This window comes from Prevotella sp. HCN-7019 (genome assembly GCF_037890215.1).
Taxonomy (GTDB): Bacteria; Bacteroidota; Bacteroidia; order Bacteroidales; family Bacteroidaceae; genus Prevotella.
The window spans coordinates 58,940-74,152 of sequence record NZ_JBBKBO010000012.1 but is presented as its reverse complement, the minus strand read 5'-3'; the positions used below and the strand labels follow the sequence as shown (position 1 = coordinate 74,152).

Genomic DNA, 15,213 nt, shown 5'->3' with positions numbered 1-15,213 from the left:
TATAATTATATAAATATGTAATTATTGAATTATATAATTATATAATTTAGGTGTGAGTCTAATAAAACATTTTGTATCTTTGCATAAGATAAGCTGCACTCGGGAAACAGAAAACAAGTTCTCTTTCCGCTCGTATGTGTTATCTTTTGTGTAAGAATAAAGACGGGCAAGCAACATGAATGTATTAATAGTTAATACAAGCGAGCGTACCGGCGGGGCTGCGGTAGCGGCCGGAAGACTGCTGGACGCGCTCAACAACAGCGGCGAGAAGGCCATGATGCTCGTGCGCGATAAGGAGACCGACAGCATCACTGTGGCCGGAGTGCCGGGCCGTATGTTCTCGCGCTGGCATTTCCTTTGGGAGAGATGGTGCATATTCTTCCATCTCCGTTTTTCCAAAAATCATCTTTTCGAGATAGATATAGCCAATTGTGGCACTGACATAACGTCGCTGCCCGAGTTCAAGTGGGCCGATGTCATACATCTCAACTGGATAAACCAGGGCATGCTCTCGCTCGGAAACATAAGAAAGATTCTGAAGAGCGGCAAGCCGGTGGTGTGGACCATGCACGACATGTGGCCTGCCACGGGCATCTGTCATTACTCGGGCGGATGCATGGCCTACAAGGGACGCTGTGCCAACTGTCCGCTGTTGCCCGACAGCGGGTCGCGACACGATCTGTCCAACAAGATATGGCGGCGCAAGAAGGCGCTCTATTCGAGCGGCAACATATTCTTCGTGACGTGCAGCCGCTGGCTTGAAACACAGGCAAGGCAGAGCGCACTGCTCAAGGGACAGCGCATAACGAGCATACCTAACTCCATCGACCAGCGCCTGTTCTCCTGCCGTCACGACAAGACGGGATGTCGACGTGAGGTGGGACTGCCTGAGGACAAGAAGGTAATACTGTTCGTGTCGCACCGCGTGACCGACCAGCGCAAGGGCATGAACTATTTCATCGAAGCTGTGGATAAGCTTGTGGCTGAGCATCCGGAACTGAAGACCACCGCGGTGGTGGCAGTGCTCGGAGGCGAGTCGGAGGAAATATCAGGACGCCTCGCGCTCAAGACTTGCTCCTTGGGATATGTGACCGACGAGAAGCGCATAGCCACAATATACAACGCCGCCGATATATACGTGCTGCCGTCGATAGAGGACAATCTGCCCAACACCATCATGGAGGCTATGGCCTGCGGCGTGCCGTGCGTCGGATTCCGCACGGGTGGCATTCCTGAAATGATAGACCACAGGCAGAACGGCTACGTGGCCGATTTCAGGAAGTCTGACGATCTGGCCGCCGGAATGCACTGGCTGTTGTGCGAGGCCGACTATGAGGCGATGAGCCGTGCGGCTGTGTCTAAGGTTCATACGCGCTATTCGCAGCAGAGCGTGGCCATGAAGTATATAGAGGTTTACAACGAGATGGCTGCCATGAAGAAATATATCATCTGACGGAATGGACAATAAGAACATAAAATTTACTGTCGTCACCTGCACCTACAATGCCGCACAGGTGTTGCAGACCACGCTCGATAGCGTGAGGCGACAGACGTGGCGCAACGTGGAACACATCATAATGGACGGCCGTTCTGCCGATTCCACCGTGTCGGTTGCCGAGGCTTACAAGGCAGAATCTGACGCCTGTGGTTGCGGTCATGAGGTGATTGTCGTGTCAGAACCCGACAAAGGGCTCTACGACGCCATGAACAAGTCTCTGAAACGTGCCACGGGCGACTACGTGGTGTTCCTTAATGCCGGCGACGCTTATCCTTCATCATCTACGCTTGAGGACATAGCCGCAAGCGTAAAACCCGGTGAGGAACTGCCTGCCGTGCTTTATGGCGACACTGATCTTGTGGACATCAATGGGCAGTTTGTTGCCCACCGTCGTCTGACTCCGCCCGAACGGCTCACCTGGCGTTCGTTCCGCCACGGCATGCTTGTGTGTCATCAGGCCTTCTACGCACGCACCGACATAGCTCGCAGTGAGCCTTACAACCTGCAATACCGTTACTCGGCCGACGTGGACTGGTGCATACGCATAATGAAAAGAGCCGCCCGTGAGCGGCTCGAACTGCGCAATGTCAATAAGGTTCTGGTTAACTATCTTGCCGAAGGCATGACTACCGCGAACCATCGCGCATCGTTGAAGGAGAGATTCCGTGTGATGTGTGTTCATTACGGAACGCTTTCTACTGTCTTTATGCATCTTTGGTTTGCTGTCAGGGCGCTGTTACGCCACTGACAGCATGGCCGTTTATCATATTCCTCCGTCTATTGTCCATGCGCCGCCCTTGTTGTCGTTGCGTGCGGCGACGGTCAGTTTCTCCACTTTTCCGTCCTTGTATTTCAGCTCTACAGGTACGAACACTCCTGCGTAAGTGCCTTCCTTGTATGCCTTTCCCACTGTTACGGTGGCGGCTCCGCCGTACATGCTGTCTATCTTTTCGATGTCGTAGCAGAACAACACTTCCTTCACGCTCTGTGCCTTTCCTCCGGTCACAGCTTCGAACACCTTCTTTACGGCTTGCTCCGCCGTGCTTCCGGCAAACATGCCATGGTCGGCTGTCACATCAATCCATATCTTGATGTTGTCAGGTCGCTTCAGCATTGACGCCATGTCCACGCTTTTGTTGTATTCTATCGAGGTGCTTTCGATCACCTTCACATATACGCCCATCACCTTCATCCATACGTTGTAGCTTTTCAGCAGCTTAGTCTTGCTGTCGAAGACATACTCTGTCTTGCTGTCTGATTCGGCTATCGACGAGTTCAGAGGTTTCCCGTCGCGGCCTTTTCCCATGGCGGGCGAGGTCACTGTGATTATTATTCCCTCGTCGTTTGTGTCGAGTGTGTATTTGCTTTGCGTGCTGCATATATGCGTCATACCTTTTATTATGTTTATGTCTGCCGGCAGTAGTGTGAGCAAACCCTCGGCAAAGCCATCATAACTGGCATGGCTCTCATAGCCCTTTGTGCCGCCACGGCCCCACATATATTGTCTTTTGCCGTCGCAGACTATGGTGCGGCCGTTCTGTTTCTCTATCCTCCAGAACATGGTGTTGTTCTTGTTGACAAACGTCAGTACCGTTTCCACGAATCCGCTCACAGGTGTCACGTATGCAAAGTTCTCGTTAGGAGAGGTGCGCACGTTCAGTTTCAGACGTATGGACGACGGCTCCGGTGGTACGGCGTTGTTGAAATATTCGGATGCCTGCGCCCTTGTTATTGTTTCAGATGCCGCGTTTGCCGTGCTGCTGTGAAGCAGTATGCCGGCTGTTGTCACTGCTCCGGCCAGAAGAACGAGCACTGATGCCGCAATGGCCGCGTAGCGTTTGAACATAGGTATGGTCTTTCTGCGCTGTCCGTCGGTCTTTCTTGCTCCCGCCGCTATTATTCTCAGGTTCTCTTTCAGAGCGTCCGACGCTTTCACGTCGCATGCCGGACGTATCATGCTTATGGCTTTCTCGGTCTGCTCCAGATATTCTCTGCATTCTTCACAAGCCTTTGCGTGTGCTTCCATCTCACGTGTCAGGTTCTGGTCAGTGCCTCCTTCTATGAAGTCGTACACATTTTTTCTAAAACTGTTGCAATCCATATCAGTTGTTTTTTCGGTTGTTCATTCTTTCCTTTATCTTCTCAATGCCGTATTTGAATCTCGATTTCACCGTCGTGACAGGCGTTTCTGTGATATCTGCTATCTCGGTGAACTTCAGTCCGTCTATGACGTGCATGCGTATCGTTTCGGCCTGTTCGTCCGGTATTTCGCCCAGAACTCTTTCGATGCGTGCATATTCCTCCATGGCCGAACGCTCGTTGTCGTTGTCTTCCTCGGTCTTTTCTGCCATGCGGCAGGTCAGCGGTTCGGTGTCGGTACGGTGCTTGCGTATTACGTCACGGCATCTGTTTGACAGAGCTCTGAAGACGTAGCTTTTCAGCTTTTCCGGCTCGGTGGGCCTGTTGTTCTGCCTGCACACACTCAGCAGAGTGTCCTGTACAATGTCCTCGGCCGTGCTTCTGTCGCCTGTACGGAAGAACGCGAACCTGAACATATTGTCTGTCTGTTCCCTCACAAGCCGCTCCAGCTCGTCTCCGGATGTTCTTTTTCGTAGTATTCCCAGCATCTTGTTGTCGTTTTAGGATGTTCGTATCGTTGTGCGGTCTTACGGTTGCTGTCGTTGCCGCTTCTGTATATAAAGACGTGATATGGATGAAAACGACGTGTTTTTCATGAGATTTATTTGTGGTTTGTTGATTTTTTCGTGTTTCGTCGGGCTTTATAATGAAATTCCCGCAGACGGTTGTTATGGTGTTGCCGTTTGCGGGAATTGTCTTATGATAAAGTTACTGCCTTGCCGTTTTGCCGTGTATTGGCCGGCGTTTCAGCAGTTGTGCTTGTGTGTCATGATGTCGAGCACCATCTCGTCGGTCTGGTTCATTGTCTCCGAACCGATGCGCGTGAGGTTGTGTATGGACTGATCCACGTCGTCGTCGATTATTCCTTCGACAGCAGTAACGCATTTGCCTTCTATCGCCAGAAGCGATGAGAGCAGGGCTGTGGATACGCCTGACGCTATCTTCAGTGAGCAACTTGGCTTCGCACCGTCGCATATCATACCCGTGATGTTGGCAATCATGTTTTTTACAGAGCTGCACACGCGGTTGTAGTCGCCGCCCATGAGGTAGGTGATGCCGCAGCTTGAGCCGATGCTTGCCACCACGCAGCCGCATACTGCCGACAGTTTGCCGAGGCTCTGCTTGATGTATATCGCTGTAAGATGGCTCAGAGTGAGCGCGCGGATGAGCTCTTCCTCTGTATTCTCGTTCTCAATGGCATACACAGCCACAGGGTTTGTGGCACATATTCCCTGATTGCCAGAGCCCGAATTGCTCATTACCGGTATCATGGCTCCGCCCATTCTGGCGTCGCATGCCGATGCAGTCTTCGACAGGATGTGCGAGAAGATGCTGTTGCCGAATATTCCGTGGCTCAGCGGACGGTCGATGGTCTTGCCCAGACAATGTCCGTAGTTACCCTTGATAGATTCTTCGGCAGCCTTTATGTTGTACTGTTTTGTCTTCAGTATGAAGGCTATCTCGTCAACCGGAGTTGTGGTGGCGAAGTCGTATACGGTGCGCATGCAGAGCACCGGATCGCCCTGTTCGCCCTGCTCGCCGCTTGCTTTTTTCACGTCGAGAAGTGTTTCTCCATCCTTGGCAATGTACACAAAGTTGGTGTGCGAACCCGAAATCACGGCTTCAGCCTTGTGTCCTGCGGCTTCACAGATGACGTCAATGTAGAGTTTTTCAGTGATGTCCGACTTCAGTTTTATGTCGATGCGTTTCTCGTCAACATAGGTCTTGCCTTCCTCGAGAGTTTCCGGAGTGACGTCCTTTATCACTTCCAGCTCATACTCCGACTTGCCGACGATGGCTCCCAGTGCGATTGCGATGGGCAGACCTATCATTCCTGTGCCCGGTATTCCCACACCCATGGCGTTCTTCAGGATGTTCGCGCTCAGCAGCACCGTTATCTTTTCCGGTCTGCATCCCAGTGTCTCAGTGGCCCGTGCTGTGCAGAGAGCCACGGCAATGGGCTCCGTACAGCCCACTGCCGGCACCACTTCGCGCTGTATCAGTGCGATAATGCTCTGTCTGATATTCTTGTCTAACATGCTTGTTTGCTTTTATTCAGCTTGTTATTTGTTGTATCTTTCCAGTCCGGTCTGCAGGAACTTCAGGTATTCGCTGATGTCCTTGTCATACGAACGGCTGCCTGTGAGCGGACGTCCCTCGTTGTCGAGGAGCACGTAGAACGGCTGTGTGTTGGCTCCGAACTTCACTCTCTGCAGATAACTCCACTTATCTCCCACGGTGCGCAGCGTGCGCTGTTTTCCGTTTTCGGTGACGGTTATCGGCTGGTCGAGCGGAGTCTTGTCGTCAACATAGAGCGAGATGAGGATGTATTTGTTGTTGAGCATGTCGGCCACATTGGCATCTGTCCATACGGCAGCCTCCATTTCGCGGCAGTTCACGCAACCGAATCCGGTGAAATCTATCATTACCGGCTTGCCCTCCAGACGTGCAGCTGCCATGCCGGCTTCAAAGTCCTTGAACTTAGGATGTACTTCGTTCTTGTACAGATTGAAGTCCTGTGTGTTCATAGGCGGTGTGAATGCGCTTATGGCTTTGAGCGGAGCACCCCACAGTCCCGGCACCATATAGACGGTGAAGGCCAGAGATATGAGCGCGAGGAAGAACTGCGGAACATTCGTACGGCGGTTATCGTCGTCGTGAGGGAAGTTGAACATGCCCAGCAGATAGAGTCCGAGTAGTCCGAAGATGGCTATCCACAGCGCGATGAATGTCTCGCGGTCGAGTATGTGCCAGCCGTAAGCGAGGTCGGCTACGGACAGGAACTTGAGCGCGAATGCCAGTTCTATGAATCCGAGCACCACCTTGATGACGTTCATCCAGCCTCCCGACTTAGGAGCAGACTTGAGCAGCGACGGGAACATGGCGAACAGAGTGAACGGTATTGCCAACGCAACTGCGAATCCGAGCATACCTATTGTCGGCGCGATGATGTTGCCCTGAGTCGATACGGCCACGAGCAGCAGACCTATGATAGGACCGGTGCACGAGAAAGAAACGAGCGCAAGGGTGAACGCCATGAGGAAGATGCTCAGTATGCCGCTGGTAGATTCCGACTTGCGGTCTATCTTGTTGCTCCACGACGAAGGCAGAGTTATCTCGAATGCTCCGAAGAACGATGCTGCGAAGACGATGAGAAGCAGACAGAAGAAGATGTTGAACACGGCGTTGGTTGACAATGCGTTGAGCGCGCTCGCGCCGAAAAGCAATGTCACAGCCAGTCCGAGCACAACGTATATCACCACGATAGACACTCCGTAGGTCGTAGCCTCACGTATGGCTTTGCCTCTGTCCTTGTTGCGTTTGAGGAAGAAGCTGACGGTCATAGGTATGATAGGCCATACGCACGGAGTGAACAGGGCGAGGAATCCGCCCGCCAGTCCGGCGAGGAAGATGTAGAACAGCGATGTGTTGAGCGGTTCGTCATAAGCTGAAAGCTCCTTTATCACAGGCTGCCAGAGCGCTTTTATCTCGCTCTCGGAGAGTGAGGCGTTTGCCGGAACGGCCGCTGTCGTGCTGTCGGCGGCCACTGCTGGTGCGGCTGCCATTGCGCTATCAGTAGTATTGACGGCAGCCATTTCTGTCTGTGCGGCCTCGGTCTTCTCCTCAGTCTTGGCTTCGCCACCGGCGGCTACGGCCGGCGCTTTGCCCTGCTTTATTATCTCCACCTGTGTTGGCGGCATGCAGGTCTCGTCGTTGCATGCGCCGTATTCCAGATAAGCGTCTATGGAGTATGTGGGCTTTGTGAATCTTATTTTCTGCACGAACTTCACGCTGTTGCTGAAGTAGCGCACCTGCATGTTGAACATCTTGTCGAACACAGAGATCTCCTTTCCATGCGGTGTGAGCTTGCCTACAAGTTCCACGCCGTCCTTCTTGTTCACGTTGAATGTCGCCTCTATCGGCCCTCCGCTGATGTTGGTCGAATAGACGTGCCATCCCTCGTCAATCTTTCCGCTGAACACGATTTCGGCTTCGGCGGTGCCGTTGGTCTTCAGCTCGGCAGTGAATTTCACCGGCTCGGCCATCTGTGCACGGCACACCACGGCCGTGATGAGCAGCAGTGTTATTGCTAAGAGTTTTTTCATATAGGATATAGTCGTTGTTTTTTATTCTGTTTATGAATGTTGTCGTATGGCGGACATGTTATCCCACCTGGCTTCCCGGTTTCACCTTGCCGAGCAGTGATGTCACTGTGAGTGATCCGTCGAAGTTCTCTGCCGAGAGAATCATACCCTGACTCTCGATGCCCATGAGCTTGCGCGGAGCGAAGTTGGCTATGAAGAGCACGTCCTTGCCCACGAGATCTTCCGGCTGGTAGAACTTGGCGATGCCCGAAACAATGGTGCGGTCGGTGCCCGAACCGTCGTCGATGGTGAACTTGAGCAGCTTGTTGGCTTTCTTCACCTTCTCACATGCCTTGATATGTCCCACGCGGATGTCGAGTTTCTCGAAGTCTTCGAACGACACGGTGTCCTTCACCGGCGCTGCCTTATATGCGGCGGCTTCGTTAGCCTTCTTTGTCTCCTCGAGCTTGTGGAGCTGATATTCTATCACGTCGTCCTCTATCTTCTCGAACAGCAGAGACGGTTCGCCGAGCTTGTGTCCGCTTTTCAGCAGGTCGGTTGAGCCGAGCTGAGCCCAGTCGTATGCCTCTACGTTGAGCATCTGGCGCAGTTTCTTGCTGCTGAACGGCAGGAACGGCTCGAAGGCGATATCGAGGTTTGCCACCAGCTGCAGCGAGATGTAAAGGATGGTCTTCACGCGTTCCATGTTGGTCTTGGCAACCTTCCACGGCTCGCAGTCGGTGATGTACTTGTTGCCGATGCGTGCCAAGTTCATTGCTTCCTTCTGAGCGTCGCGGAACTTGAATACGTCGAGCAGAGCCTCTACCTTCTGTTTCACGTCCTTGAACTCGTCGATGGCCTGGCGGTCGATGTCGTTCAGCTCGCCACACTCAGGCACTACGCCGTCGAAATATTTCTTGGTGAGCTGCAGCGCGCGGTTCACGAAGTTGCCGTAGACGGCCACCAGCTCGTTGTTGTTGCGGTCCTGGAAGTCCTTCCAAGTGAAGTTGTTGTCCTTAGTCTCCGGTGCGTTGGCCGTGAGAACATAGCGCAGCACGTCCTGTTTGCCCGGAAGCTCCTGCAGATATTCGTGAAGCCATACCGCCCAGTTGCGCGATGTGCTTATCTTGTCGTTCTCGAGGTTGAGGAATTCGTTTGCCGGCACGTTGTCGGGCATGATGTAGTCGCCGTGGGCTTTCATCATTACGGGGAACACGATGCAGTGGAATACGATGTTGTCCTTGCCGATGAAGTGAACCAGACGTGTCTCCGGATCCTTCCACCACTTCTCCCATGAGTCGGGTAGAAGTTCCTTTGTGTTGGATATGTAGCCGATAGGAGCGTCGAACCATACGTAGAGCACCTTGCCCTCGGCACCTTCCACCGGAACGGGAATACCCCAGTCGAGGTCGCGTGTCATGGCTCTCGGCTGCAGATTCATGTCGAGCCAGCTCTTGCACTGTCCGTAAACATTGGAGCGCCACTCCTTGTGTCCTTCGAGAATCCACTGTTTCAGCCAGTCCTGATACTCGTTGAGCGGCAGATACCAGTTCTTTGTCTCCTTGAGCACCGGCTGCGATCCGCTTATGGTAGATTTCGGATTGATGAGCTCTGTCGGGTCGAGGTCGCTTCCGCAGTGCTCGCACTGGTCGCCGTATGCGCCTTCGTGGTGGCAGTGAGGACACTCACCTGTGATGTATCTGTCGGCGAGGAACTGCTTTGCCTCCTCGTCATAATACTGCTTTGTGGTCTTCTCTATCAGTTTGCCGTCCTCATAGAGTTTCTTGAAGAAGTCGGAAGCCAGTTTGTTGTGAGTCTCCGATGTGGTGCGGCTGTATATGTCGAACGAGATGCCGAACTCCTCGAAGCTCTTCTTTATCATCGAGTGGTATCTGTCAACGACATCCTGCGGGGTGATGCCTTCCTTCTTGGCGCGTATTGTGATAGGCACTCCGTGCTCGTCGCTTCCGCCGATGAAGATTACATCCTGGTGTTTCAGGCGCAGGTAGCGCACGTATATGTCGGCCGGTACATATACTCCGGCCAGGTGTCCGATATGCACACCGCCGTTGGCATAAGGCAGGGCGGCGGTTACGGTTGTACGTTTGTAGTTTTTCTGTTCCATTATCATGATGTTTTTGTATTTTCCTTCAGAGTGTGGGAAACGGCCTGTTCCGTGTCAGTGGAGGCGTGCGCAAACACGGGTGACGCCGTTCACGGAAAGGTCGGTATATGTATGGGATTGCGGCGCATTTTCTATTTAATTATTGTGTTGTGCCGCTTTCAATATGCAAAGATAATGCAAACCGTGGGCATGACAAAATAATGCGGTTTATTTTTCGCGTGCTGTTGGCTGCCGCCGCGGATGTCAGGTCTGTGTGTACGCGCAGACAGTGTTGGTCTGAGGAGTTGTTGCGGCGGTTCAACGGAGGTGCAGTGAGGCCAGGATTTGCTCATGAAGTGTCACATAACGGCAGAAAATTTTCCGGCAATTCGGGGTGGTGTGAACCGTGACAGTCGTTTCATCACATGATGATAAGTCCACGTTGCCACAACCGATAAATCATCACCGCAAAAGGGACGCTTGTTTTCCGTGTTTTTCATCACGCCTCATATCAGCTTTTTTATAGAAAACCCGGACGGTGAACTTACAGTTTTTCTTGACTTTTTTTTGACAAAATAAAATCGTAAATGAGGTGTGAATGAATGTTAAATCTGATGTAATACAGGCCGATTCGGACCATACGGATTTTTTATATACCCCATAATGGAGCACAGGATTATTCATCATGCATTACGATAATGCCCGTTTCATCGTCCGGTTTTGCTTATATCATGGTGTGATATGCTGCATATCAGGCCCTGAAACGGGCTGTATCACGTGCTGAAACAGTGCCTTTTACATGACGGAAGAATTATCCTCGGATGTAAGCCTTTGACATCCAGTGTTTTGCACAAACCTCTTATTTTTCGCGGATTTGCGTCCGACGGAGAGTCTGCTCGCAAATTCTCGCTTATTTTTCGGGGTAGAACTGAAAACCCGGACGAAAAAAACGCAGGATACTTACAAACTGAAAGTGGCCGGATCGCTGTCTTTCCGGCAGAAAATGACAACGCTGATGCGGGATGGAAACAACAGGCTTTTTATCGAAACCGACGCACACTGAATTTATATATAACCGTTGTGGTAGGGCGTGAAAATGTCTTTGGGGGAATAAAAAAAGAAATGAGGAGTTATGTTTCACTAAACAACCCTCCTCATAAGATTATTAACCTAACGAAGCTTATTATTCACGTATCTTCACAGACACAGATATATAATAAAAAATTACCTTATTATGGTCACAAATTTAGTCCATTTACATGGAATAATATGATATTAAAATGACAAATGATGATGCTATTATGACAAGCAGTGTCAGATGTGTCTTTCAATCATATTGTTTGTTTGCAGTACGTAAATATAACAACTTATTTAGGCAAATTACTATGTCTACTGCGTTAAAATATATAAAATCGGGAATATTTTTTTGAAATCCGCGGGTTGACGGCAATTTTTTGCCTTTTTGTTACAGCATTTTTGCGTCAGCCCGCGGATGTTTTATGACAATCGTTATTGTATTTTCTGATCTTTCACATTGAATCCGGACAGCTCTATCACGGCCTTTCCGTCTCTTGCGTCGGCGGCGTTCCAGCTCACCTCTACGGTGCGGCTCTCGCCCGGCATGAGGTGGAAGTAGTTGTCTGAATAACTTACCGGCAGAATCTGTTCGCCGTCACCGGCTTTCAGGTTGAGTCTTATCATCATGGCCGGAGTGTCCGATGTATTCTTCACAGTCACCGTAGCACGTGTGCCTTCGGTCGTGATGCTCGGGCTCAGAGCCACCTGCGGCAGAGTGTTGAGCTCCTGGAGGTTGCCCTCGTCGTTGGATGCCACGTAGAAGTTCTGCGACAGTGTGCGGCCACTCTCGTCGTTGAGCCACAGACGTATGAAGTATACGTTGCCGCCGTTCAGGCTTACCTTGTCGTCCACGTGCAGTCCTTCGGGCACTACGGTCGAGTCGTCGTTGCTGTTGACGGTTGCCTGCATGGTCTTCACGGTGTGTCCCTTGGCGTCGGTCAGCTCAACTTTTGCGGTCAGGTTCTTGCGGTCGCCGGCACACAGGTTTACCACTTCCACGTTGCGTGTCGATGCGTTCCACTGTATGTGTAACGGCTCGCAGGCCTTCTTGCATCCGAAGAATGCGGCTGTGGGTTCGAAGTAGTAGTCGTAGCACTGCCATGTCATGCTTGGCCAGCATGCGTGACTCATCCAGATGAGCAGTCCCTGGCGGTCGCGGCTTCCCGATTCATACATGGCGCGGTAGCCGTCGTAGTTCTGCCATTGTGCCAGCTTTGTGAATGTGGCTGCGTCGTCCACCTTGCCGAACGCCTTCTCTATTATGGCGTTGAACGTCGCTCCGCGCTGCGCGCCCTGCATGCAGTAGTCGTGCTGTCCCCACTCGTTGCCCTGCGGCCAGAGTGTCTCCGGGCTGAGCGTACGCGCCAGTCCTTCGTATGTCATCACGTTAGGCATACCGCGCTCGGAGTGCAGTTTGCCCGTCTGACGGTCGAAATACTCCTTCGGAGGCAGTGCCCAGTAAGGTCCGTGACCGCTCACTCCGTCGTCGGCCGAACTTGATATGTAGTCCAGTCCCGGGTGCAGTGTCTTCACAAACTCGCGCAGTTTGCTGTCTATAGTCTTTGGCGGATAGCCCTCGTTGCGGCCGCAGTAGATGCCGATGCTCGGGTGGTTGCGTATGCGTTTCACGTAGTCGTCAGCGTTGCTGAGGAACATATATTCGTTCAGCGGGTCGGGTCCGTCGGCCGGATTGGCCAGCCAGAAGTCCTGCCATACCATGATGCCGTATTTGTCGCAGGCCTCGTAGAACTCTTCGTCGCCGGTCTGTCCCACCCAGTTGCGTATCATGTTGAAGTTCATGTCGCGGTGGTTCTTCACGGCTATGTCATATTCGCGTCCGCGGTAGCACAGGTTGTTTTCGCTGAATCCCCAGTTGCCGCCCAGCGGAATGAAGCGTCGGCCGTTGATGTATATCTTCAGCTGAGTGTCCATGTCCTTGTAGTCCATCTGGCGTATGCCGGCCTTGAAGTTCACGGCATCCGATGTTCCCTTCTCTGTCACGAACTCGAAGCCCGCGTCGTAGAGGTAAGGCGTGCCGTAGCCGTTTGGCCACCACAGGTTCATGCGGCGGTTGCGCAGCTCCGGGAACTCCTCGGGCAGGAAGGCGATTTCCTGTACTCCGTATGTGGGCAGCACCACGCGCTTCTCAAACTTCAGGTCGCCTATCCATCCGCGGAGCGTTCCGCTTACGCTGTAAGGCATGTGGTTGGTCAGTATGACGGACGGAGTGATGGTGGCGGCTGTGTCGGGTAGAGCCAGCTTGGAGGTCACCAGAGGGTCGCGCATGCTCACCGCGCCGGTGGCCGAGAGCCACACGTCGTTCCATATACCTATGTTTCGTCCGCGTATTGTCGATATCCAGTCCCATCCTATTGTGGCATGGAAGGTCGGGTTGTCGTATCCCAGGAGTCCTCCGTTGAAGTCGGTGTCCTTGCGGTATTTCTCCTTCACTGCGCCCGGATGCGCATTCTTGGTTATCTTCACGGCCAGTACGTTCCTGCCGTCGCGCAGCAATGGAGTTATGTCGGCGTGTCCGCGCATGAACGCTCCTTCGATGCGTTCGGCCTGACGGCCGTTCACGAAGACGTCGGCTTTCCAGTTTATACCGTCGAAATTGAGGAACACGCGCTTACCCTTCATCTGCTGAGGCAGGTCGAACTCGGTGCGATACCAGAAGTCGGAGTTGAAGAACGACTCGGATATCTGCATCAGGTTGTCGGCATAATTGGGATTAGGGAGTGCTCCTATGTTGACGTAGCTCATCAGGGCTGTTGCAGGCACTGTGGCCACGGCCCACGAACTGTCGTCGTAGTTGTCGGCAGATATGGTCTGTCCGTCGCCTTTCACCTCTGAGGCACGCTGTATGTGCCAGTCGCCTCCGTCGAGAGAGAAGTGGCGTTCGTCGCCGCCTTTGACAGGCTGGGGCTTCGCAACGAGTCCGCCACGGCCCATTACCTCAATCTCGCTGAGCACATACGGAGCTGTCGTAGCACCCTTGAGCATCAGCACGCGTACGTATCGGCCCTTGCCTCCGGCACATTTCACCTCGTCGGTCAGACTGTTGCCGGCAGGCAGTTGTGCCACGGTCTTCCAGTTGCGTGCGTCGTCAGATGTCTCGATGCGTCCGCTGCGAGCCTTGCTTATCCAGTGGAGTTTCACCTTGTCAAACTCGCACGATGTGCCAAGATCGACGTAAACCCACTGTGTTCCGGCCTTAGCGCTCATCCATGCGCTGCCGAATTCAGAAGAGGGCAGCACGTCGGTGACAGGTCGGTTGCCGTCGAAGAACTTTATCTCAGTCACGGTCCAGTGTGCCGCACCCGGCATGGAGAACTCCACTTTCAGGTTGTCGAAACTGATGTCGCCTGTGCCCAGATCTATCACAGCCTCAATGTTGCGTGTCGGCAGCATCGGTCCGTCGTTCGTGTTCTTGTTCGGATCGCTGTGGGCTTTGCTGTTCGAGGCCTTTCCCGGCAGTCCTTTTCCGGTCTGCTGTCCGAGAGTGCGCAGTGTCACTCCCTTCTTACCTTTCATCCGCGAGCTCACCTTTATGGCGTAACCGCCCTTGGCTCCCTCGTTGTAAGCCATGCTGCAGATTATCTTTACACGGTTGGCCTTCACCTTCATGTTGTGCCACTGATAGTTGAGAAAGGCTTTCTGGCCCATCAGAATGTTGCGGGTGTACTCGCCACCGTCTATTGCCCATTCGCGCTCACGGCGCGGAAGGACTCCGCTGTTGGTCGATGCGGTGAGGTAAGGCGGTTGTGCTGTGTGCACAATGCCGTCGGTCACAAGTTGTGCCGTGAGGTTGTAGTCGTGCGACGACGAGGCATATGCCATGCGTCGCAGGGCAATGTTTCGGTAGGAGTTGTCGGCCACGAGCTCCGGTGCGAAGCTCTCTCCGGGTACGCCCGGATATTTACCGATGCCTGCGTTTCTGCCGTCATCGAAACTTGACAGCATCAGCGACAGCGACAGAACGGCTGCCAGCTGCAGAGGTTGTTTGTGTCTCATATTTTTGTATTGGTGTTTTGTCTTTCCGTATTTGTCTTTTATGTCACAGATTGCCGGTATGATGTCTTTGCGGGCAGCATTCCGCCACCCTGCGTGCATGCCGTGTGCAGTGTCTCACGCGCATACATTAAAGACCTTAAATTTACGTCATTATTTGTCAGAATGATAGTTAATACAACTTTAATTTACATGAATTAACAATATTTCAATACTATTTAACGAGTCTGCGCGGCTTTTTTCATAAAATCATGCGGTGCGGAATTATGGGCTGTATTGCTGGAATAAAAGGGTGTGTC

8 protein-coding genes are annotated in these 15,213 nt (G+C 52.6%); 2 read left to right on the top strand and 6 right to left on the bottom strand.

Annotated elements, in window-relative coordinates; translation table 11 throughout:
- Positions 1 to 175: 175 nt before the first annotated feature.
- Positions 176 to 1,453: a glycosyltransferase family 4 protein gene (locus tag WKT13_RS12345; RefSeq protein ID WP_340324100.1), complete on the top strand. Its 1,278-nt coding sequence runs from the start codon at positions 176 to 178 to the stop codon at positions 1,451 to 1,453.
- A gap of 4 nt (positions 1,454 to 1,457) precedes the next feature.
- Positions 1,458 to 2,246 (top strand): glycosyltransferase family 2 protein, encoded by a 789-nt coding sequence (locus WKT13_RS12340; RefSeq protein WP_340324099.1) that lies wholly within the window; start codon positions 1,458 to 1,460, stop codon positions 2,244 to 2,246.
- Positions 2,247 to 2,261: 15 nt separating this feature from the next.
- On the opposite strand, the gene WKT13_RS12335 is transcribed toward WKT13_RS12340, so the two are convergent.
- The 6 genes from WKT13_RS12335 to WKT13_RS12310 all read right to left on the bottom strand — a co-directional run bounded on the left by WKT13_RS12335 (position 2,262) and on the right by WKT13_RS12310 (position 14,917).
- Positions 2,262 to 3,599, bottom strand: coding sequence for an anti-sigma factor family protein (locus WKT13_RS12335; protein WP_340324098.1), 1,338 nt, complete (start codon positions 3,597 to 3,599; stop codon positions 2,262 to 2,264).
- Between the two features lies 1 nt (position 3,600).
- Positions 3,601 to 4,125 carry an RNA polymerase sigma factor gene (locus WKT13_RS12330; RefSeq protein WP_340324097.1) on the bottom strand — a complete coding sequence of 175 codons (525 nt, stop codon included), beginning with the start codon at positions 4,123 to 4,125 and terminating at the stop codon, positions 3,601 to 3,603.
- A 258-nt stretch (positions 4,126 to 4,383) separates the two neighbouring features.
- Positions 4,384 to 5,676 carry an L-cysteine desulfidase family protein gene (locus tag WKT13_RS12325; protein WP_340324096.1) on the bottom strand — a complete coding sequence of 431 codons (1,293 nt, stop codon included), beginning with the start codon at positions 5,674 to 5,676 and terminating at the stop codon, positions 4,384 to 4,386.
- 24 nt (positions 5,677 to 5,700) lie between these two features.
- Positions 5,701 to 7,743, bottom strand: a complete 2,043-nt coding sequence (locus tag WKT13_RS12320) for a protein-disulfide reductase DsbD family protein (RefSeq protein WP_340324095.1) — start codon at positions 7,741 to 7,743, stop codon at positions 5,701 to 5,703.
- A 58-nt stretch (positions 7,744 to 7,801) separates the two neighbouring features.
- Positions 7,802 to 9,856: a methionine--tRNA ligase gene (gene metG, locus WKT13_RS12315; RefSeq protein ID WP_340324102.1), complete on the bottom strand. Its 2,055-nt coding sequence runs from the start codon at positions 9,854 to 9,856 to the stop codon at positions 7,802 to 7,804.
- Between the two features lie 1,479 nt (positions 9,857 to 11,335).
- Entirely contained in the window at positions 11,336 to 14,917 is a 3,582-nt protein-coding gene (locus tag WKT13_RS12310; protein WP_340324094.1) for a glycosyl hydrolase 2 galactose-binding domain-containing protein, read from the bottom strand.
- Positions 14,918 to 15,213 lie beyond the last annotated feature (296 nt).